Annotated in this window: 19 protein-coding genes and 1 pseudogene; 11 read left to right on the forward strand and 9 right to left on the reverse strand. The window is 62.0% G+C overall.

The annotated features are described in order from the left end of the window. Nucleotides 1-17 precede the first annotated feature (17 nt). The 3 genes from QMO82_RS15245 to QMO82_RS15255 are packed head-to-tail and all read right to left on the reverse strand — an operon-like array spanning nucleotide 18 to nucleotide 3704. Nucleotides 18-1037 (reverse strand): ABC transporter ATP-binding protein, encoded by a 1020-nt coding sequence (locus QMO82_RS15245; RefSeq protein ID WP_183606758.1) that lies wholly within the window; start codon nucleotides 1035-1037, stop codon nucleotides 18-20. Continuing rightward, nucleotides 1025-2719, reverse strand: coding sequence for an iron ABC transporter permease (locus QMO82_RS15250; protein ID WP_183606757.1), 1695 nt, complete (start codon nucleotides 2717-2719; stop codon nucleotides 1025-1027). Before QMO82_RS15250 ends, QMO82_RS15245 begins: the two co-directional genes overlap by 13 nt. Before the next feature lie 7 nt (nucleotides 2720-2726). Further along, nucleotides 2727-3704, reverse strand: coding sequence for an ABC transporter substrate-binding protein (locus QMO82_RS15255; protein WP_183606756.1), 978 nt, complete (start codon nucleotides 3702-3704; stop codon nucleotides 2727-2729). A 298-nt stretch (nucleotides 3705-4002) separates the two neighbouring features. Between QMO82_RS15255 and QMO82_RS15260 the strand changes: the two genes are divergently transcribed. Beyond that, the gene (locus tag QMO82_RS15260) at nucleotides 4003-5055 is read left to right on the forward strand and encodes an aldo/keto reductase (RefSeq protein WP_183606755.1); all 1053 of its coding nucleotides are present in this window, start codon (nucleotides 4003-4005) and stop codon (nucleotides 5053-5055) included. A 100-nt stretch (nucleotides 5056-5155) separates the two neighbouring features. After that, complete coding sequence (locus QMO82_RS15265; RefSeq protein WP_183606754.1) at nucleotides 5156-6199, forward strand: DUF2278 family protein; 1044 nt, start codon at nucleotides 5156-5158, stop codon at nucleotides 6197-6199. Nucleotides 6200-6532: 333 nt separating this feature from the next. Here QMO82_RS15265 and QMO82_RS15270 read toward each other — a convergent pair whose 3' ends face one another. Next, nucleotides 6533-6808 (reverse strand): DUF4242 domain-containing protein, encoded by a 276-nt coding sequence (locus QMO82_RS15270; RefSeq protein ID WP_183606753.1) that lies wholly within the window; start codon nucleotides 6806-6808, stop codon nucleotides 6533-6535. Nucleotides 6809-6893: 85 nt separating this feature from the next. Between QMO82_RS15270 and QMO82_RS15275 the strand changes: the two genes are divergently transcribed. Beyond that, the gene (locus QMO82_RS15275) at nucleotides 6894-8282 is read left to right on the forward strand and encodes a tetratricopeptide repeat protein (RefSeq protein ID WP_183606752.1); all 1389 of its coding nucleotides are present in this window, start codon (nucleotides 6894-6896) and stop codon (nucleotides 8280-8282) included. 124 nt (nucleotides 8283-8406) lie between these two features. On the opposite strand, the gene QMO82_RS15280 is transcribed toward QMO82_RS15275, so the two are convergent. Next, nucleotides 8407-9627, reverse strand: coding sequence for a PLP-dependent aminotransferase family protein (locus tag QMO82_RS15280; RefSeq protein WP_183606751.1), 1221 nt, complete (start codon nucleotides 9625-9627; stop codon nucleotides 8407-8409). Between the two features lie 240 nt (nucleotides 9628-9867). Between QMO82_RS15280 and QMO82_RS15285 the strand changes: the two genes are divergently transcribed. The 5 genes and pseudogenes from QMO82_RS15285 (at nucleotide 9868) to QMO82_RS15305 (ending at nucleotide 12458) form a co-directional block, all read left to right on the forward strand. Continuing rightward, on the forward strand, nucleotides 9868-10968 hold the full coding sequence (locus tag QMO82_RS15285) for a branched-chain amino acid aminotransferase (RefSeq protein WP_183606750.1): 1101 nt from the start codon (nucleotides 9868-9870) through the stop codon (nucleotides 10966-10968). 53 nt (nucleotides 10969-11021) lie between these two features. Then, a pseudogene (locus tag QMO82_RS15290) lies at nucleotides 11022-11189 on the forward strand (PIN domain-containing protein); the annotation flags it as partial. A gap of 121 nt (nucleotides 11190-11310) precedes the next feature. Continuing rightward, a complete protein-coding gene (locus QMO82_RS15295) occupies nucleotides 11311-11562 on the forward strand; it encodes a transcriptional regulator (protein ID WP_183606749.1) in 252 nt (83 codons plus the stop codon). Further along, nucleotides 11546-11881, forward strand: coding sequence for a type II toxin-antitoxin system RelE/ParE family toxin (locus tag QMO82_RS15300; RefSeq protein ID WP_097621719.1), 336 nt, complete (start codon nucleotides 11546-11548; stop codon nucleotides 11879-11881). The genes QMO82_RS15295 and QMO82_RS15300 overlap by 17 nt, the downstream gene beginning before the upstream one ends. Next, nucleotides 11871-12458: a bifunctional 2-polyprenyl-6-hydroxyphenol methylase/3-demethylubiquinol 3-O-methyltransferase UbiG gene (locus tag QMO82_RS15305; protein WP_183606748.1), complete on the forward strand. Its 588-nt coding sequence runs from the start codon at nucleotides 11871-11873 to the stop codon at nucleotides 12456-12458. Before QMO82_RS15300 ends, QMO82_RS15305 begins: the two co-directional genes overlap by 11 nt. Nucleotides 12459-12507: 49 nt before the next feature. Here QMO82_RS15305 and ilvC read toward each other — a convergent pair whose 3' ends face one another. Continuing rightward, complete coding sequence (gene ilvC / locus QMO82_RS15310) at nucleotides 12508-13527, reverse strand: ketol-acid reductoisomerase (protein WP_183606747.1); 1020 nt, start codon at nucleotides 13525-13527, stop codon at nucleotides 12508-12510. Between the two features lie 50 nt (nucleotides 13528-13577). Then, a complete protein-coding gene (locus tag QMO82_RS15315; protein WP_183607665.1) occupies nucleotides 13578-14243 on the reverse strand; it encodes a TetR/AcrR family transcriptional regulator C-terminal domain-containing protein in 666 nt (221 codons plus the stop codon). Between the two features lie 170 nt (nucleotides 14244-14413). Here QMO82_RS15315 and QMO82_RS15320 point away from each other — a divergent pair, with 170 nt between their 5' ends. Together QMO82_RS15320 and QMO82_RS15325 are read left to right on the forward strand one after the other, a co-directional pair. Continuing rightward, the gene (locus QMO82_RS15320; RefSeq protein WP_246718252.1) at nucleotides 14414-14854 is read left to right on the forward strand and encodes a hypothetical protein; all 441 of its coding nucleotides are present in this window, start codon (nucleotides 14414-14416) and stop codon (nucleotides 14852-14854) included. 22 nt (nucleotides 14855-14876) lie between these two features. Next, nucleotides 14877-15242, forward strand: a complete 366-nt coding sequence (locus QMO82_RS15325) for a DUF4087 domain-containing protein (RefSeq protein ID WP_183606745.1) — start codon at nucleotides 14877-14879, stop codon at nucleotides 15240-15242. Between the two features lie 28 nt (nucleotides 15243-15270). Here QMO82_RS15325 and QMO82_RS15330 read toward each other — a convergent pair whose 3' ends face one another. Then, nucleotides 15271-16179 (reverse strand): AraC family transcriptional regulator, encoded by a 909-nt coding sequence (locus QMO82_RS15330; RefSeq protein ID WP_183606744.1) that lies wholly within the window; start codon nucleotides 16177-16179, stop codon nucleotides 15271-15273. Nucleotides 16180-16384: 205 nt separating this feature from the next. Here QMO82_RS15330 and QMO82_RS15335 point away from each other — a divergent pair, with 205 nt between their 5' ends. Continuing rightward, the gene (locus QMO82_RS15335; RefSeq protein WP_183606743.1) at nucleotides 16385-17431 is read left to right on the forward strand and encodes an NAD(P)-dependent alcohol dehydrogenase; all 1047 of its coding nucleotides are present in this window, start codon (nucleotides 16385-16387) and stop codon (nucleotides 17429-17431) included. Between the two features lie 237 nt (nucleotides 17432-17668). On the opposite strand, the gene QMO82_RS15340 is transcribed toward QMO82_RS15335, so the two are convergent. After that, complete coding sequence (locus QMO82_RS15340; RefSeq protein ID WP_183606742.1) at nucleotides 17669-19609, reverse strand: translation factor GTPase family protein; 1941 nt, start codon at nucleotides 19607-19609, stop codon at nucleotides 17669-17671. Between the last annotated feature and the right edge of the window lie 82 nt (nucleotides 19610-19691).

A 19691-nucleotide genomic window follows, 5' to 3' on the forward strand; every position in this document is an offset into this window, starting at 1 on the left:
AGCTCGCGCCAGTTCCTTTAAAGCCGCCAGCCGGCGCGGATGACGACGCGCACCATCTCTCCGGGCACGACAGCCACGCGGCTGAAAGCGCGCAGCGTCTGACCGTTGCCGAGCGTGAGTTTTACGGCATAACGCTCCCCCTCGAAGAGTACGGATTCGACCGTCGCCCGCCCCCCTTCGCCGCCGATGATCACATCCTCCGGCCGCACCAGAATATCGGCGCCATCGGTATTGGCGGCCTGCAGCGCATCCTCAAGCTCATCCCACTCCAGATGCCGTTCGCCGCCCATGACAGGCAGCGTCAGGATCGCGCCGCGTCCGATCAGCCCGCCGACGATACGCCCTTCCGGCCGGGCATAGATCTCGGCCGGCGGCGCCACCTGCAACAGCCGGCCCTCCGACATGACAGCGACGTCGGTTGCCAGCGCCATCGCCTCGCTCTGGTCGTGGGTGACGTAGATCATGGTCGCGCCCGAGCGCTGATGGAACTCGCGGAAGGTCTCTTCCATCTCCTGTTTCAGGTGCCGGTCGAGATTGGCCAGCGGCTCGTCGAGCAGCACGACGTCGGGTGATGTCACCAGGCAGCGGGCGAGCGCCACGCGCTGGCGCTGGCCGCCTGAGAGATCGGCCGGCCGCCGCCCGGCGTAATCCGCAAGCCGGACGGTGGAAAGCGCTTCGCGTACCTTCGCCTGGTAGGTCTCGCCCGAGGTGCCGCGCACCTTGAGGGGATAGCCGACATTGTCGGCAACGCTCAGATGCGGCCACAGCGCATAGGACTGGAAGACCATCGCCATGTTGCGCTTCTCTGGCGGCAACGACCGGTCGGCATCTGCCAGCAGCCGCTCGCCGAGATGGATCGAGCCATCGGTTGGCGTTTCGAAACCGGCGATCATCCGCAGCACCGTCGTCTTGCCGCAGCCGGAAGGGCCGAGCAGCGCCAGGAAGCCGCCCTCGCGCACATCGAGCGAAAAATCCCTGACGGCAGCCCGCCCGGTGCCGAAATCCTTGGCCACCCGGTTGAGGATCAGTTGCGCCATGGGACCACCCCTTTCGGCAGGCGTTTGGCCAAAAGCTCGAGCAGCAGCATCATGACGACGACCATAAGGACGACGAGGACCGAGAGCGCCGAAGCAAGATCCGAGCTGCCGCTGTCGTCGAGATTGTAGATGGCGACACCGAGCGTCTGGGTGCCGGCCGACCAGAGCAGTGCCGAGATCGTCAGCTCGTTGCAGGCGATCAGGAAGACGAGGATGACGGAAGCGCCGGCAGCCGGCGCAATCAGCGGCACGATGATATCGAAAAGCCGGCGGAAGAAGCCGGCGCCGGAAAGCCGTGCCGCCTCTTCCAGCGCCGGATCGAGCTGATGGAAGGCGCTGACCACCGGCTTCAGGCTGACGGCGAAGAAGGAGGAGAAATAGGCGATCAGGATGATCCAGATCGTGCCGTAGAGCGAGACGTTGAGGAGCGGGATCGGCGCGGCAAAGACGAGGATGAAGGACACCGCCATGACGATGCCGGGCAGCGAATAAGGTATTTCGATCAGGCTGGAGACGATGCGCGACAGCGCGTCCCTGCGCCGCGTCAGGGCATAGGCCGCAAGCACCGTCATCATGAGGAGACCGACGGCGGCGGCGCCGGCGAGCGACAGCGAATTGACGAAGGCCGTGCGCGTCACCGCCTGCCGGAACAGGATCTCCTGAAAGGCATGCAGCGACATGGTCTTGAAGCTGAGCGGCAAACCATAGGCCGGCACCAGCGCGCCGGCAACCAGCGCCAAGAAGGGTGCTGCCAGCATGAAGAACAGGATAGCCCAGAGCAGCGGCGTGAATAGCAGGCGCCAGGCACCGAGCTCGAAGGCGGCACTCGCGCCCGACAGGCCGATGACGCGGTAGTCGCGGCCGCGCAACGCCCGGTCCTGGATCATCAGCCCGACGACAGAGATGATGGCGATGATCATCGAGAGCACGGCGACATCGCCGAAGGTGCGGCTGGTGAAGGCTGAGAATTTGGTGAAGATCAACGTCGGCAGCGTGAAGATCGAAGCCGGAATACCGAGAATGGCCGGAATGCCGAAATTGCCGGTGCAGGAAACGAAGGAGATCGCCGCGCCGGCGATGATGCCGGGCAGCGACAAAGGCAGGATGATGTCGCGGAAGACCCTGAGGGCGGAAGCGCCGGAAAGCCGCGCGGCCTCGACGCCGTCGCGGGGCAGCGTCATCAATCCGGCCCGGAGCGCCAGATAGACCAGCGGCGCATGCTGCACGCCATAGAGCAGCGCGATGCCACCCACGGAATAGAGCGGCTGCGGCGAGCCGAGCGGCGGGGCGATGGAGAGCGCCTTCAACAGCGGGCTGGAGGGGCCGGACATCTGTACCCAGGCAAGCGCCGTCACCTGCGGCGGGATCATCATCGGCAGCACGAAGAAGAAGCTGAGTGGCCCCTTGCCGCGGATATCGGTCAGCGTCAGCAGGAAGGCGAAGATGCAGCCGATGATGAGCGAGATGATCGTGCCGAGAACCGATGTGACGACAGTGTAATAGGTCGCCGACCAGAGCGACGGCGCGCTCAGCACATCGATCACGCCGCCATTGGCGAAGGCTGATATCCCGACCATGGCAAGGCGGGCGAGCGGCAGCACGCTGAGGATCAGCACGGTGATGACGATAAAAGGAAACAGCCAGACGGGCTGGCTGTTTCCTGGTCTCACATATCCTTGCATGGAAGGATCAGTTCGAGCCGTAGATGCCCGAGAAGGTCTTCAGGTCCTGATCGGTATTCTTCAATGCTTCGGCCGCCTTGATCGGCAGGACCTTGATGGTATCGCGCGCCGGAAAACCTTCCGGAACCTTCATGCCGTTGCGGGCCGGGATATAGCCGAGCTTCAGGAAGCCTTCCTGCCCCTTTTCGGAGAGCACGTAATCGACGAATTTCTTGGCGGCATCGGCATTCCTAGTGCTGGCAAGGATACCGACCGGCTCGGTGACGGCGGAGACGCCTTCGCTCGGGAAGACGAACTCGACGGGAGCGCCCTTGGCCTTCTCGCGGATCGGCAGGTAATCGACGACCACGCCATAGGCCTTTTCGCCCGAGGCGACCGACTTCAGCACGGCGCCGTTGCCGCCGGCGGCGATCGCGCCGTTCTCAGCAAGCGACTTGTAGAAATCCCAGCCGAGGCCGGGAACGGCGGCGAGCGTCTGGGCGTGAATGAGGGCCGCACCCGAAGCGAGCGGGCTCGGCATGGTGACGAGCCCCTTGGCCTCAGGCTTCGTCAGATCCTTCCAGCTGGCAGGCTTCATTGCCGCCGCGGTGTTGTACACCATGCCTGTCGTGATCAGCTTGGTTGAGTAATAATAGCCGTCGGCGTCATAGAGGGCGGCGTCGTACTGAGCAGCCTCAGGCGACTTATAGGCGAGCAGCTTGCCGTCTTCCTTGAGACGCTCCAGCGTCACCACGTCGGCGATCAGGAGGATGTCGGCGACCGGGTTGCCGGCCTGGATCTCGGCCTGCAGCTTGGCCATGATCTTCGGCGTGCCGTCGCGCACCCAGTCGACCTTGATATCGGGATTGGCGGCCATGAAACCGTCGACGGTCGCCTGCGCGTCTTCATTCGGCTGGCTGGTGTAGAGAACGAGGTTTGCTGCAGAAGCCGGAATGGCGAAAAGGCTCGCAGCGACAAGTGCTGCGGCGGAAACGATCGTTTTCATGGGGAGGATCCTCGATTTCGATACCCCTCCCTTATTAGGGGTCGTTGACAGACATGTGACAGCGCGCCGCAGCCCACCAGGTCTCGGTTTCACAACCTTCCCTGATGTCCACCGGCTTTGCCGACGTCGGGCCAGTCGCCTTTTGCCGCAATCTCGCCGTCGTCTTCAGCCCTGTGAAAGAGCCGATCATCTGGTATCCTCGCGCGTAAGCGATCTCACACAGGCGTGAACACCCGGCGATTTGCCATGGACGGGCTTTGCGCTACGTCACTCACGTTTCAATGAAGGAGGAGTTTCAATGGAATATCGTTCGCTTGGCCGTTCCGGCCTGAAGATTTCGACTTTGACCATGGGCACGATGACCTTCGGCGGCGTCGGCTGGGCGAAGACCGTCGGCGACCTCGGCGTTTCCGAGGCCCGCAAGATGATCGATATGTGCATCGATGCCGGCATCAACCTGCTCGACACCGCCAATGCCTATTCATCAGGCGAATGCGAAAACATCATCGGCGAGGTGCTTTCCGGCAAGCGGCCGCAGGGTGTGCTTCTCGCCACCAAAGCCCGCTTCAGCATGGGCGACGGCCCGAACGACCAGGGCCTGTCGCGCTACCACCTGATCCGCGAATGCGAGGCGAGCCTCAAGCGCCTGAAGACTGACGTCATCGACCTCTACCAGGTGCATGAATGGGACGGCCAGACGCCGCTCGAAGAGACGATGGAAGCCCTCGACACCCTGATCAAACAGGGCAAGGTGCGGTATGTCGGCTGCTCGAACTATTCCGGCTGGCACATCATGAAGGCGCTTGGCATCGCCAACGAGCACAGGTACCAGCGCTTCGTCAGCCAGCAAATCCACTATACGTTGGAAGCCCGCGACGCCGAATACGAGCTGCTGCCGATCGCAATCGACCAGGGCCTCGGCGTGCTGGTCTGGAGCCCGCTTGCCGGCGGTCTGCTCTCCGGCAAACACCGCCGCAACCAGGCGGCCCCCGAAGGCACGCGCCAGTTCGCCGGCTGGACAGAACCGCCGATCCGCGACGAGAACCGCCTGTGGAACATCGTCGAGACGCTGGTGGCGATCGGCGAGGAGCGCGGCGTCTCCGCCGCACAGGTGGCACTTGCCTGGCTGATCGGCCGCAAGGCGGTGACCTCGGTCATCATCGGCGGGCGCACCGAAGCCCAGTTCCGCGACAACATCGCCGCCGCCGAGCTGAAGCTCACGGACGAGGAGCGCAAGCGCCTCGACGCCGTCAGCCTGCCGCCGGTGATCTATCCCTACTGGCACCAGCTGAACACGGTTAGCGACAGACTTGGCGAAGCCGATCTGGAGCTTTTCGGCCCGCACATCTAGCAATAACGCACCGCGACATTGCACGGCGAAAGACAGACGTCACAAAAGATGCACTTTCGCCGTGTTACTCTGCGACCCCGCTCAACCCGCGAGGTTCGTCATGCTGAAGAATTACAAGGTCCTGAAGGGTACGGCGAGCGCACTCGCCCTCGACGACGACAGCGATCCCCACATCGAAATCCGCATCGAAGCGAACGGTGTCAGCTACCGCATCGCGCTCAACGTCCGCTCCAAGGAATCGCCGCACGACCTGCTCTACGCAAATATCGTCGACTTCAAGCACGGGGCGCTGACCGAGGCGCTGGAAGCCCTGCCGATGGGCCTGACCGACATCCGCAAGGACCATCCGGAGCTGGCGATCGATTATGTTCGCGGCGGGCTGATCGAGCGCGAGGACATGAATGTCGCGCCCTTCCAGCTGTCCGGCCCGAAGAATGATCTCCGCGATTTCATCGAGCCGATCGTCCAGGAAGGCATTGCCGATACCGACGTGCATTTTTACGCCTTCGGGGAGGCTTGGGGGCCCGAGCACGAGAAGCCGGACCAGTATTTCCGTTTTGAGCCGGGCAACGGCATCCACGACATCCACATGAACCAGGGCGACGGCGGCAGCTTCAAAGCCACCAACGGACCGAACCAGGACGGCGCACTGCTCGTTCATTTCAACGATACCGACGAATGGGCGGCGATCTTCCTCTGCTTCCAGTCGCAGAACTGGAACACCGATGCGGCGACCGGCCATCCCGTCTCCGAGAATCGCGGCGGCCAGGGCCGCGGCGAAGGCACACGCCGGCCGCAGCCAGTCGTCGCCTCGTCGCTGCGCATCATCGCCGCGCTGATCAACCCGGTGAACGGCGCAGGCGACGTGGAAGCCGAAACGGTAACGCTCATCAACCGCTCCGACATGGATACATCGCTCGACGGCTGGAAGCTGGAGGATGAAAACGGCCGAACCCAGACGCTGTCGGGAATGCTTGCCGCCGGCGAGCTGCGCACCATCGCGCTTGATGCCGCAGCCGGCGGTCCGCAACTCGCCAACAGAGGCGGCGACATCATCCTGCGCAACGGCGACGGGGCGGTGGCCGACCGCGTCGGTTACGGCAAAAGCGAGACGGCGAACGAAGGCTGGACGACGATCTTTTGATTGGGGTTCCGGCTGGCTGGCGAGAAGGAGCGTCAGGCAACCTCCTCAATAGCGTCTATTCGGAATTATGTAGCAAATGCCACCAACGACCGCTTTCGGCTCCGAAGCGGCCGTCGGACCGCGGTCAGATGCGAATTTCGACCCAGCGACGTACTCCGTCCGGATGCAGATGAAATTCAGCCCAAAGCCGTTCCGTAGTGTCATTGGAAAAGACGTGAGAGATCGTTGTTCATGTTGCGGAAAGGAAGGACCGCAATAACCGGAACCCGTCCGCGGTGCAGCGGCTTCGGTTCGTTCTTGCTCTTCGAACAACTGGCGAACGGCGGACTTTGCTCAGGGTAGGTCGTCCGCAGCGATGTGAGCGACCTCGGTGATCCGGAGCAAGGGTATTTCCGCGAGCACATTCGCCTCTCGGACGCGTTCGGCAGAAGGCGCTTCGAAGAGACAGAAAGACTTCTCCTCCGAGGGAACGAACGTTGAGCGCAGATAGCGCACGGGCTTACCTTCGTTCGTCAACTTGGCGGTGACCGCCTTCGCACGAGACGCGGCGGCGGTGAGTTGTTCCGGAGTGATGCCGGGCAAGTGTCTTTCAACCATATACTGTGGCATAATAGTCTCCTTCGGCATGAGACATGCGGCGGCGAAATATCCACGCCCGCCGTCAAAAATATAGCTTTTCCCGGTGGAAAACGGAATGAATATCTATTTCGCCGCCGTGTTTACCGATCTGGTCCGCCACTCAGCAGCCTGGGCCAGAATGCCTCGCGACAACATCACCCACGTCATCGCGGAGCACCGCTACTTGTCGCAGTCCCTCGCAAGCCAATATGGCCGAAGACACGAGAACTTCACCGGCGACGGACACCTCTATTTGTTCGAATCCGCTGACGTGGCAGTGCACTTCGGGCTGAAGCTCATTGCCTATTGGAAGCAGCGCCGTCGTTCGCTGGTGGCCGCGCCGAACGCACAGGACATGCCGATGCGTGTGGGGTGCCATTTCGGCGAATGCTTTAGGATGGCGGACGAGGACGCGTGGATTGGACGTGCGATCAACATCGCAAAAAGGGTGGAATCGAACGCTGAGGCGGATTCGCTGTTCGTCACGCAAACGATCCTCGAACTGATCGACCTCCCTGTTTATCAATTTGCCGAAGCTGGCTTTTTTGAACTCCGAGGTGATTTCCTTCCGCAGAGGCAGCTTTACAGGGTGTCATCGATAGACAGCTTGGCACTTTCGGCGCGATCGGAAGAGGCGATGACGGCGGAGGACTGGTTCCTCAAGGGCGTAAGCGTTGCCAACCAATCGACTGCAGGCGTCGATGAGGAACTGCGGTGCTATGATCGAGCTGTCCAACTTCGAGCGTCATATCCGGAGGCCCACAACAACCTGGGGGTTCTGCACAAAGCGATCGGCAATCCGGTTTTGGCTGATGAGCACTACAAGGAAGCGCTCCGCCACTGGCCTCAGTATCCCGAGGCACATTACAACTACGCGATCCTTTTGGAGGCTCGTGGCGAACACGCCGAAGCGGCTGTGCACTATCGCGAGGCTATTCGGTCGCGGCCGGATTACATCGACGCCTGGCTGCGGTATGCGGGCTTTTTGGAAGCGACAGGCAATCGGTTTGAAGCGGAGCGGCATTTTCAGGAAACCCTGCGCTTACGACCGGGCTTCGCTGAGGCCCACAACAATTATGGCGTCTTCCTTGAGCGGAAGGGTAATACGGCGTCGGCGCAGTCACATTATGCAGAGGCCTTGCGATTACAGCCCGACTACGCCGAAGCCCACTACAATCTCGCGTCGTCCCTCGAGTTGAGCGATCCAAGCCTGGCCGAGGATCACTATCGCGCGGCGATCTTCGCCGATCCAGATTACGCTGAGGCCCACAACAATCTGGCCGTTTTGCTTCACGAAGCCGGTGATCTGGATGCAGCCGAGGAGCACTATGCCAATGCCCTGAGGCTTCGACCTGACGACCAACAGACGAACCACAATCTCGGCCTGCTTTCGCGAGCTAAGGGGGACAATGACCGGGCGGAAATGTTCTTCAAGCGCGCAAGAGAGGCCAACGCTCGACAATGAGCTCCTTGCCGCCATCCCGAAAAATCATTCCGGAAGTGTCAGGCATGTCTCCGAACATCTGGCAGGTATGTATCGGGGCCCTGCAACAGGTGGGGAGATCACATGGCTTGGCTTTCCCGCCTCTCTACCCATCAATCTCCGCCGCAATCAGCTTGCCGAGCCGGCTGATGCCATCCTCGATCATCTCGTCGTTGGCGCAGGAGAAGCTGACGCGGAAGGTGTTGGCGCCGGAGCCGTCGGCGAAGAAGGCCTTGCCGGGCACGAAGGCCACCTTGGCGGTTTCGAGCGATCTGGCGAGCAGCTTGGCGCCGTCCATGCCCTCCGGCAGCGTGATCCAGATGAACATGCCGCCTTCCGGCTTCGTCCAGCTCGTGCCTTTGGGCATGTATTTCCGAAGCGCTGCCAGCATGCAGTCACGCCGACGGCTATAGACGGCCTTGATCTTGGCCACCTGAGTATCAAAGCCGCGCTCGGCGACATCTGATATCGCCATCTGGTTGATCGTCGAGGAATGCAGGTCGGCCGCCTGTTTCATCAGCACCAGCTTGCGGATAACGGGCGCATTGGCGACGATGAAGCCGACGCGAAGGCCGGGTGCCAGCGTCTTGGAAAAGCTGCCGCAATAGATCGTGCGCGTATCGTTGATATGGCCCTTTTCGGCAATCTCGAGCGCCAGAATCGGCGGGATCGGATCGCCGTCGTAACGCAGCGCCTGGTAGGCCGCATCTTCGATGACGGCGATGTCGAGCTCTTCGGCGAGCGACAGCACCTTCCTGCGACCGGCAAGATCAACCGTTTCGCCGGTCGGATTGGAGAAATCGGCGGAGAGATAGGCGAATTTCACCTTGCCGCCGGCAGCCGCCGCGGCGACACGGTAGGACTCCGGCGTCCGGTTGCCGTTCGGCGTCAGCTGGTCGTAGGCCGGTTCATAGGCGTTGAAGGCCTGCAGTGCGCCGAGATAGGTCGGCCATGTCACCAGCGCGGTGTCATCGGGCGACAGGAACAGCTTGCCGAGATAATCGAGCCCCTGCTGCGAGCCGGAAACGATGAAGACATTGTCGATTTCGCAAGGAATGCCGAGATCGGCCATCTGCCCGACCAGCCATTCGCGCAGCGGCTTGTGGCCTTCGCTGACGGAATATTGCAGCGCCGAATTGACGGCAGCGCCGGAGAAGATATCGGCATAGGCCCGCTGGAATTCCTCAGCCGGAAACAACGCCGGATCCGGAATCCCGCCGGCAAAGGAAATGATATCGGGCCGGTCGAGAAGCTTCAGCAGCTCGCGGATTTCGGATGCGCGCATACGCGACGAGCGCGACGCAAACATGGCGTCCCAGTTCAGCATGGGGTTTCCTCATATTTTTCTATTCCCCAGCAGACCATGCCAGGTAATTTATGTCAATAATACTGACCTATTTTCGTGTCATGGTGACACGCTCAACCCGAATTTGCTGCTCGACGTCGGCCACCTCAAACGATTATTCCTCTGATCAAAGCCGAAACCGGCTGATTCAGACCTTTCCAAAACCAGCCCGGCGGCAGTAGTGTCGCCGCCACTATTCAATGTACTATCAAGGTGCCAGCAATGACCGTGACGTCGGCCTCTCCTGAAATCAAAATCGAACTCCATAAGTCTCCCGTCTCCGACGCCGACCGCATCCACGCTCTGGAGACGCCCGGCTTCGGCAAGGTCTTCACGGATCATATGGTCCTGGCACGATGGACTGCCGACAAGGGCTGGCACGATGCGAAGGTTACGCCGAGGCGCCCTCTGGAGCTCGATCCTGCGAGCGCCGTGCTGCACTATGCTCAGGAAATCTTCGAAGGCATGAAAGCCTACAAGGCGGACGATGGCCGGATTCTGCTCTTTCGGCCTGAAGAAAACGCCCGCCGCTTCGCGCAGTCGGCGACCCGCATGGCAATGCCTCCCGTGCCCGAAGAACTCTTCCTGAAGGCGGTCGAAGAACTGGTCCGCGTTGACAAGGCCTGGATTCCATCAGGCGACGCGAGCCTCTACCTTCGCCCCTTCATGTTCGCCAATGAAGCATTCCTCGGCGTTCGTCCGGCGCAGGAATATGTCTTCTGCATCATCGCCTCTCCGGTCGGCGCCTACTTCAAAGGCGGCGCGAAGGCGGTCTCTCTATGGGTCGAGACCGAATACACCCGTGCAGCCGCCGGCGGCACCGGTGCTGCAAAATGCGGCGGAAACTACGCAGCCAGCCTCGTGGCGCAAGCGGAAGCGGCGAAGAAGGATTGCGATCAGGTCGTCTTCCTTGATGCAGCAGAGCATCGCTGGGTCGAGGAACTCGGCGGCATGAACGTCTTCTTCGTCATGAATGACGGATCGGTGGTGACCCCGCCTCTTGGCGGCACGATCCTGCCGGGCATCACCCGGGCCTCGGTGATCACGCTCGCTGGAGAAAAGGGCTTGCGCGTCGAGCAGCGTCCCTACTCCTTCGCGGAATGGCAGGCCGACGCCGCCAGCGGCAAGCTCGTCGAAGCCTTCGCTTGCGGCACTGCCGCGGTCCTGGCGGGCATCGGCCTGGTGCGACATGCCGGTGGCGAGTTTCTGGTCGGAGACGGACAGACCGGCAAATTGACCAGCGAACTGCGCCAGCAGCTCGTCAGTCTGCAGAAAGGCGTAACGAACGACGAGCGTGGCTGGACACGCCTTATCCCGGCCTGACCTCCGGACCTTCCACGTAACCGGCGGCGTCCACACCGACATGGTGGGCGCCCCTCGACACGGTTCTCGCCCGCCGCGCCGCCGAAATATCCGCAGCCTTGAAGCTCGCCACCGCCGACGCGATCATCTATGCGACGGCCGAGCGCCACAAAGCCGATATCCTGACATGCGATGCCCATTTCATGGGCCTCGAGCGCGTCATCCATATCGATAAAAAAGACTCACCTTCATGTGACCCAAGTGCTCGACGGTGGCGGTTAACGCTTCTATCACAGTGGAGGGAATGGTAATCTGGCATCAGGAACAGCTGAAAGCCGGCATGGACACTCGGCAGCAAATTCAATGGCGAAAATGACGATCTCGCTTCCGGATAATCTGGCGGATTACGTCGCGCGTCGTGTCGCAAGCGGCAGATACGAGAGTGCCAGCACATATCTGACGGAACTCATCCTGAAGGACCAGGACCATCGCAAGCTTGATGACGACGAAATACGTGAGATTCTGAGGCTGGCTGAGGAGAGCGGCATCAGCGACCGACGAATTGCCGACATCCTGTTGGAAACGAAGGCGAAACTGCGTGACCACCACCTATAGGCTGACCCGAACCGCGGACGCCGTGCTGTCAGGCATTGACGAATATGCCAGCCTCCATTTCGGTGAGGCGCAGGCGGATGCCTATCTTCTCGATTGGGACAGGATTTTCGTGCTTCTTTCGCGCGTGCCCTCCATGGGAGACGAGTGCGACGAACTCGGCGCCGGTCTTCGCCGCCTCCTCCACATGCGCCATGTTGCGTTCTACCGCGAAATACCCGACGGCATCCTCGTCATCGACATCATCGGCGCCGACCGGCTTCCCGAAAGACATCTCCAATCCAACCGACGCCCCCGAACGGCCGACCCGCATGCCTCGTGACACGACCTCAGCCTTTTACGCGGAAAACGCCGAGACATACGCCAACCGGGCGCGCAGCCTGCCAAAGCAACAGCTCGAAGCCTTCCTCGCCGGTCTTACGCCGGGTGCCGCAATCCTCGAACTTGGCTGCGGCGGCGGGCAGGACAGCGCCTACATGCTGTCGCAGGGTTTCGACGTGACGCCGACCGATGGCTCGGCCGAGCTGGCAAGACAGGCGGAACGGCTGATCGGCAGGCCGGTCAGGGTCATGTTGTTCCAAGAGCTCGACGCCGACAGCGCCTTCGACGGCATCTGGGCGCATGCGAGCCTTCTCCACGTCCCGAGGCCTGAGCTGCCCGACGTCTTCGCCCGCATCCGCCGCGCCCTGCGCCCCGGCGGCCTCCTTCACGCGAGCTTCAAGGCCGGGGAAGCAGAGGGCCATGACGGCTTCGGGCGTTACTACAACTATCCCTCCGCCGAATGGCTGTCTGAGCTTTTGACGAAAGGCGGCTGGCGGAATATCGCCATACGCCAATATGACGGCGGCGGATATGACCGCAAACCGACCCGCTGGCTCACCATCGGCGCGCAACGATAAAGGCCGGAGCTTTCACCCCGGCCTTCAATACGAACTGCCTGGAAACCGCTTAGTTGACGGACTTGTCGACCAGCTTGTTCTTGCCGATCCAAGGCATCATGGCGCGGAGCTTCGTGCCGACTTCCTCGATCTGGTGGCTGTCGTTCAAGCGACGGATGCCCTTGAAGCGTGCACCGCCGGCGCGGTATTCCTGCATCCAGTCGGAAGTGAACTTGCCGGTCTGGATGTCCTTGAGGACACGCTTCATCTCGGCCTTGGTCTCGGCAGTGATGATGCGCGGACCGGAGACATATTCGCCCCACTCGGCCGTGTTCGAGATCGAGTAGTTCATGTTGGCGATGCCGCCTTCATAGATCAGGTCGACGATCAGCTTCACTTCGTGCAGGCACTCGAAATAGGCCATCTCAGGCGCATAACCGGCTTCGGTAAGCGTTTCGAAACCGGCGCGGATGAGTTCGACGAGACCGCCGCAGAGAACGACCTGTTCGCCGAAGAGGTCGGTTTCGCACTCTTCGCGGAAGTTGGTTTCGATGATGCCCGAACGGCCGCCGCCGACGCCGCAGGCGTAGGAGAGAGCGAGTTCAAGCGCATTGCCGGAAGCGTTCTGGTGAACGGCAACGAGGCAGGGAACGCCGCCGCCCTTCTGGTATTCGCCGCGAACCGTGTGGCCCGGGCCCTTCGGGGCGATCATGACGACATCGACGGTCGCCTTCGGCTCGATCAGGCCGAAGTGAACGTTGAGGCCGTGTGCGAAGGCGATCGCAGCGCCGTCACGAATGTTCGGAGCGATGTCGGCCTTATAGATGTCGGCCTGCAGTTCGTCCGGGGTCGCCATCATCATCAGGTCGGCCCAGCCGGCAGCTTCGGCAACCGTCTTGACCTGGAAGCCGTCGGCTTCAGCCTTCTTGATCGTGGGCGAGCCGGCCTTCAGCGCGATGACGACGTTGCCGGCGCCGCTATCCTTGAGGTTCAGCGCATGGGCACGGCCCTGCGAACCGTAACCGATGATGGCGACCTTCTTGGCCTTGATGAGATTGAGATCGGCATCACGATCGTAATAGACGCGCATTTGAAGTTCCTTCCCTTGTGCTTGTCGTGTTGACTGTCATTAAGGCGAAATCAGCCGAGAACCGGCATCTCCGCCAGAACCTTGTCCGTGCCGTAGAGCCGGAGGAAGGCGGTGACCGCCCTCTCCGCCTGGCGTGCGGTATCCTTGAGGCCGGGTTCGCCGAGCAGCATGCGCACATGCAGATCGGAAACAACAAGGCCGTAAAGCGTGTGATAGGCCTCGTCGGCGTCGGAAAAACGCAGCAGTCCTGCCCTCTTTCCGGCATCGATCAACGCCATGGCGCGCCGGTCGATCTGGCGGCGGCCGCGCTCGAGCAGCAGCTTGCCGAGCTTCGAGCCGTCGCGGTTCGATTGGCCGATCGCCAGCCGGTTCAGCGCCAGCGAGACGTCGCCGGCCAGAACCTCCAGCAGGTCGCGCGCGAAAATGACGACATGGTCGTGCAGGCTCGCCGCCGTCAGGCGCTCGCCGTTGCGTTCGAAGGTCCGCACCTTGCTCGCCTGATAGGCAATCATCGCCGACAGCAGTCCGTCGCGATCGCCGAACCACTTGTAAAGGCTTTCCTTCGAGCAATTGGCGGCGCGCGCCACACCCGAGGTCGTCAGCGCCTTCTCCCCTCCATCGACGAGCAACTGCAGCGCCTGCTCCAGAACGGCGTTCTGGCGCGGCGAAAATTCGCTCGGCTCTGCGGTATCGACGGACACGGTCACGGCTCCCAGATAAGTACCGTACGGTACGGTTCGTGAGGTTTATGCGATAAACCGGTCAGGCCGTCAAGAAGGTCCCGACATATTTTTATACGGGAAAGCGCAGTGAGACACCAGAATTGGATAGGCGCGCTCCGGGCGATTACATAATGTCGCGCCACGCCATTTGCCGGGAGCCTTCCATGTCGCGCCTGCCTACCCTTCTCCTGCTCGGGGCAACACTCCTCGCCGCCTCCGGCTCCTTCGCGCGGGATAGCGACGTCTACAGCAGGATCGAGGAGCTGCACGGCGACGCCGCGGGTTTCGACCGGCCCCTGCGCCAGCTCGTTCAAGCGATGCGCTCCGGCGATGCCGGGGCCATCGCCGACCTTGCCGAGTATCCGCTGACCGTCAAGGCCAACGGCGAGACCTATGATGTGGAGAATGCGGAAGATTTCGTCGACAATTTCGACGATCTGGTGACGCCGGAAACGCGCCGCGCCGTCGGCCGCCAGCAATACCAGGATCCCTTCGTCAACAGCGACGGTATCATGCTCGCGAACGGCGCCGTCTGGATGGGCGCAATCTGCGAGGATAGCGCCTGCGAAGCGAGCCATTGGGCGATCACCGCGATCAACAACTGAATTTGGCGACGAGGAAAAACCAATGAAATATCAGATAGCCGTGGCGGTCGTGACCGCGGCCCTTGCCATCGTGGCAAATGCGCAGGCCGCCGAGACCCGTTGCGGCTGGATCGAGAATCCGACGCCCGCCAACTGGTGGCTGGAGGATGCGGAGAACACCTGGACGATCATGACCCAGGGCGACGATGCCGACGCGGTCGAAGGCATGGAACTGATCCCCGACATCTCCGAGCACGATTACGTCAAAACCAACGGCAATTACGGCTATGCCTGTGCCTGCATGAGCGTGGAGACGGATGGGAACGAGCGCATCACCAAAATCCTCTCCTTCCGCCAGCTAAAACTCGCCCAATGCCGTGCCGACAAGGCGCTGAAATTCCCCGGCTGAGTGTCCCGTCAAACGCGCGGCGCCCGGCTTATTCCACCGCCATGACCTCACGCGCCCCGTCGACATCGCGCGCCGGCGAGGCGCCGTAGAGGCGGCTGTATTCGCGGCTGAACTGCGACGGGCTTTGATAACCGACACGGTGGCCGGCGGTGCCGGCATCGAGGCGCTCGACGAGCATCAGACGGCGTGCCTCGTGCAGGCGAAGCTGCTTCTGATATTGCACGGGCGTCATCGCCGTAACCGACTTGAAGTGATGATGGAAGGACGACACGCTCATGCTGACGCGGTCGGCAAGATCCTCGATCCGCAGCGGCCGCGCGAAGTTCTCCTTCAGCCATGCCACCGCGCGGGCGACCCTGTTGCTGTGGCTGTCTGCCGTGGCAATGTTGATCAGCCGCGCGCCATCCGGCCCGGTCAGCACCCGGTAGAGGATTTCCTGCTCGATTAGCGGCGCCATGGCAGGAATGTCGCCCGGACGATCGAGCAAGCGCAACAGACGGACGGCCGCATCCAGCAGCTCCGGCGGCGCGACGTTCACCGCCATCCCGCGCTGCCCATCGGTATGGGCGGCCGGGCGCGGAATATCGATGCGACTCAAAAGCTCCAGCAGCTTTTCGGAATCGATTGCCAGTCCCAGGCAAATGTGCGGCACTTCAGGGCTTGCCTCGGTGACTTGCCAGGCGACCGGCAAGTCGAGCGAGGTCAGCAGATAGTCCCCGGTGCCGTAGCTGATAAGTTCGGTGCCGAGGCGCAGGCTCTTGGCCCCCTGCAGCACAAAGGCAAAGCAGGGCCGGTAGCTGCTGTGCAGCGGATCGCTCGGCTTGGACCGACGGCTGACGTGAAGATTGCCGATAGCAGTCGAGAACTCGCCGTCCCCAGGCGCAAAGCGCAGCGCGATGTCGACGATTTCCTGATAGGGGCTGAAAGGCAAGGTCATGCGGCAACTCTTTCTGTCAACTGGCTGACGCCGGTGATACCGCCTCTATCTAGAGTGCCTTCGCCATTTCGCAAACAGGCCGGCGCCTCACTTTTGCAGGATCGTGCAAAAAGCTGAGAGGATCGCTCTAACCCACTCACGCAGTTCCGGGCAATAGTCCGCCATCCCGTTCAACCCCCTCCCGAAAACGAAAAGGAAGGTTCCTATGCCTATTGCAAGAGGCTACGCCGCAACCGACGCTTCCAAGCCGCTGACCCCTTTCACCTTCGAACGCCGCAACCCGAACCCCGATGATGTCGTCATCGACATCAAGTTCGCCGGCATCTGCCATTCCGACATCCACACCGTCCGCAACGAATGGAAGAACGCCGTCTATCCGATCGTGCCGGGCCATGAGATCGCCGGCATCGTCTCGGCCGTCGGTTCCGCCGTGACCAAGTTCAAGGTCGGCGACCGCGTCGGCGTCGGCTGCTTTGTCGATTCCTGCATCGGCTGCGCCGAGCGCGACCTCGATCGCGAACAGTACATGCCGGGGCTCAGCGGCACCTACAATGACTTCGAAGCCGACGGCAAGACACGCACTCAGGGCGGCTATTCCGACTCGATCGTCGTCAGGGAAGGCTATGTCATGTCCATCCCGGACAATCTTCCGCTCGACGCCTCCGCGCCGCTGCTCTGCGCCGGCATCACGCTCTATTCGCCGCTGCGCCACTGGAATGCCGGCCCCGGCAAGAAAGTTGCGATCGTCGGCATGGGCGGCCTCGGCCACATGGGCGTCAAGCTTGGTTCCGCCATGGGCGCCGACATCACCGTTCTCTCCCAGAGCCTTTCCAAGAAGGAAGACGGGCTGAAGCTCGGCGCCAAGGAATATTACGCCACCAACGATCCGGAAACCTTCAAGAAGCTCGCCGGCACCTTCGACCTGATCATCTGCACCGTCAGCGCCGAGATCGACTGGAACGCCTATCTCGGCCTGCTGAAGGTGGATGGCTCCTTCGTGGTCGTCGGCGCGCCGGAGAACCCGATCCCGGTTCATGCCTTCTCGATTATCCCCGGCCGCAAGAGCATCTCCGGCTCGATGATCGGCTCGATCAAGGAAACGCAGGAAATGCTGGATTTCTGCGGCAAGCACAACATTGTCTCCGAGATTGAGAAGATCAACATCCAGCAGGTCAACGAAGCCTATGAACGCGTCCTGAAAAGCGACGTCCGCTACCGTTTCGTCATCGACATCGCCTCACTAGCAGCCTGAGCAACGACGGGCGGCTCCCTCGGGGGCCGCTTTTTTGATACCGGCATTTTCCATACGTCCTCATGCTGAGGTGCGCCGCCCGATAGAGCGGAGCCTCGAAGCATCCCCCGCGAACGCCGCTCCCGCCCGCCACGTCGGAGCGTCCGCCCCGTGCTTCGAGGCTCCGGCCTCCGGCCTGGATACGCCAACATGAGGCTCTCTTGAGCCTCAGGAGGCGCAGCCGTTTCGCAAGACACCTCAACCACTCCCCCGCAGGCGCAGCAGATATTCCGCATTGAACGGATCGGGGCCGGAGCGCCCACGCAAGCGCGGCGGGCCGGCGATCGGGGCGTAGTGATCGAAGGAGGTTTCCATCGTCCCCGCCCCGCTCGTCAGGCCCGGCAATTGCTGCTGGGCGCCGCGGACCATCTGAGACGCCATGGTTCCTTCGAGCCGGGCGACTCCATCGGCAATCACCGAATCCGTCAGCGTAGCTGCGGATTTTGCAAGCAAGGTGACCACGCCACTCAAACCTTCCGCCGGCGTTTCGAGATGAAAGCGGTCGATCGGCTCACAGAGGACGGTCCCCGCAGCCGATAGCGCCGTTGCCAGCACCCATGGCGTCAGCTGCCGAAAATCGGCGGCGGTGCTTGCGGGTGAACTGTGGCGGGCCGCCGTCATCGCCACGTAGCAATCGATGACCTGCCAGCCGAAAATCCCCTGCTTCAGCGTTTCGAACACGGTTTCCTCGACCGCTCGATAGAAGGCGACGGGCATCTGGCCGACATCCACTTCGAGCGCGAAGCTGTTGCCCGCTCCGTGAGGACGCGGTTCGACGCGCAGGCCGATGGTCGCGAGAAAGGGATTGGGCTCCTTGAAGAGAACCTGCAAGCCGGTTCCAGCTGCCACAAGCCTCTCTACCAGGATGACCGTGCTTTCCTCGAAGCCTGCCTCAAGGCCGAAATCGGTCAGCAGGGTCGATTGGATAACCTCCTTCTGCACCTCGCCGTAGAGCGACACGAAGACCTCGTCCGCATTCTCGTTGCGGCGCAGATTGATCAGGGGATCCTGTTCGGCCATCTGGTTCAGCGCCAGCCAGAGCGCCGACTTGTCGGAAGGCCGCCGGGCAAGGACGCGGGTTTCGAGCGTCGGCGGCGCGAAGTGAGGCCGCTCGCCTGCGGGATCTCCGCCCACCGCGTCGCCGATACGGGCGCCGGCGAGGCCGCTGACGCACGCGATCTGCCCGGCGCGCAGGCTCTCGGCCCCATGACGGCGGCCGGCCTCGAAGATCTGGATCGCGGTTATTCTTTCCGGGCCCTTCGGCAGATCCAGATACTGCCGGAGCCGCACCGTGCCCGATGTCAGGGAAAGATAGCATAGCTTTTCCCCGCCCCAGCCGCGCTCGATCTTGAAGATTTTTCCGGCAATCGGCCCGTCCGGGTCAAGCCGCCGTTCAGGCAATAGCGTCGCGATGGCCGCGGTCAGCTCAGGCACGCCGGCACCGGTCATGGCCGCTCCTGCGAAGACGGGATGTACCACGCCGCTTGCCATTTGATCGGCGAGGCAGCGTCGGAGCCTTCCCGCGGTGAGCCGATCAGGCGCGAGCACGTAGTCGTCGAGCAACGCCTCGTCGTTTTCCCCGAGCGCCTCACAGAGCGCCGAAAAAAGCGGCTCGCATTCCGGACGGAGCGCCTCCACCCGGACAAGCTTGCTGCCGGCATCGATGACGGACGACATGGCTATGGGACGAACCGGCAATTGGGCGGCAAGCGCCGCCAGCACCTCCGGATACCGCGCCCCGGGACGATCGACCTTGTTGACGAAGAAGACGAAGGGAACGCCGAGCCGCCGCAGCGCCCGTACCAACACGCGCGTCTGGGCCTGCACGCCTTCGACCGCCGACACGACGACGACGGCGGCGTCCAGCAATCCCAGCACCCGCTCGACTTCGGCGATGAAATCCGGATGGCCGGGCGTGTCGATGAGATTGACGATCCTGTCGCCGATGGCAAAGGACACCACCGCGGCCCTGATCGTGATGCCGCGTTGCCGTTCGAGTTCGAGCGTGTCCGTCTGTGTATTGCCGCTATCGACGCTGCCGAGCTTGTCGATGACGCCGGCGTTAAAAAGCAGTCTTTCGGTAAGGCTAGTCTTGCCTGCATCCACATGGGCGAGGATGCCCAGATTCAAAGTGCGCATGAACCACCAACTTCTCAGAATTTCGGATGTGATTTTCGTGAGAAGTGAATCGGCGCATTGGAACCTCTATCCGTTGATACGG

The sequence above is a fragment of the Rhizobium sp. BT04 genome, from assembly GCF_030053135.1.
GTDB classification, from domain to species: domain Bacteria; phylum Pseudomonadota; class Alphaproteobacteria; order Rhizobiales; family Rhizobiaceae; genus Rhizobium; species Rhizobium binxianense.

What these genes read in the sequence shown, in the direction of transcription:
- QMO82_RS15265 (WP_183606754.1), top strand. Translation starts at nt 5,156, where the DNA reads ATGCTGAAGAATTACAAGGTCCTGAAGGGTACGGCGAGCGCACTCGCC.
- QMO82_RS15275 (WP_183606752.1), top strand. Translation starts at nt 6,894, where the DNA reads ATGAATATCTATTTCGCCGCCGTGTTTACCGATCTGGTCCGCCACTCA.
- ilvC (WP_183606747.1), bottom strand. Translation starts at nt 13,527, where the DNA reads ATGCGCGTCTATTACGATCGTGATGCCGATCTCAATCTCATCAAGGCC.
- QMO82_RS15320 (WP_246718252.1), top strand. Translation starts at nt 14,414, where the DNA reads ATGTCGCGCCTGCCTACCCTTCTCCTGCTCGGGGCAACACTCCTCGCC.
- QMO82_RS15330 (WP_183606744.1), bottom strand. Translation starts at nt 16,179, where the DNA reads ATGACCTTGCCTTTCAGCCCCTATCAGGAAATCGTCGACATCGCGCTG.
- QMO82_RS15340 (WP_183606742.1), bottom strand. Translation starts at nt 19,609, where the DNA reads ATGCGCACTTTGAATCTGGGCATCCTCGCCCATGTGGATGCAGGCAAG.
- QMO82_RS15295 (WP_183606749.1), top strand. Translation starts at nt 11,311, where the DNA reads ATGGCGAAAATGACGATCTCGCTTCCGGATAATCTGGCGGATTACGTC.
- QMO82_RS15250 (WP_183606757.1), bottom strand. Translation starts at nt 2,719, where the DNA reads ATGCAAGGATATGTGAGACCAGGAAACAGCCAGCCCGTCTGGCTGTTT.
- QMO82_RS15285 (WP_183606750.1), top strand. Translation starts at nt 9,868, where the DNA reads ATGACCGTGACGTCGGCCTCTCCTGAAATCAAAATCGAACTCCATAAG.
- QMO82_RS15305 (WP_183606748.1), top strand. Translation starts at nt 11,871, where the DNA reads ATGCCTCGTGACACGACCTCAGCCTTTTACGCGGAAAACGCCGAGACA.
- QMO82_RS15325 (WP_183606745.1), top strand. Translation starts at nt 14,877, where the DNA reads ATGAAATATCAGATAGCCGTGGCGGTCGTGACCGCGGCCCTTGCCATC.
- QMO82_RS15280 (WP_183606751.1), bottom strand. Translation starts at nt 9,627, where the DNA reads ATGCTGAACTGGGACGCCATGTTTGCGTCGCGCTCGTCGCGTATGCGC.
- QMO82_RS15245 (WP_183606758.1), bottom strand. Translation starts at nt 1,037, where the DNA reads ATGGCGCAACTGATCCTCAACCGGGTGGCCAAGGATTTCGGCACCGGG.
- QMO82_RS15335 (WP_183606743.1), top strand. Translation starts at nt 16,385, where the DNA reads ATGCCTATTGCAAGAGGCTACGCCGCAACCGACGCTTCCAAGCCGCTG.
- QMO82_RS15260 (WP_183606755.1), top strand. Translation starts at nt 4,003, where the DNA reads ATGGAATATCGTTCGCTTGGCCGTTCCGGCCTGAAGATTTCGACTTTG.
- QMO82_RS15255 (WP_183606756.1), bottom strand. Translation starts at nt 3,704, where the DNA reads ATGAAAACGATCGTTTCCGCCGCAGCACTTGTCGCTGCGAGCCTTTTC.
- QMO82_RS15270 (WP_183606753.1), bottom strand. Translation starts at nt 6,808, where the DNA reads ATGCCACAGTATATGGTTGAAAGACACTTGCCCGGCATCACTCCGGAA.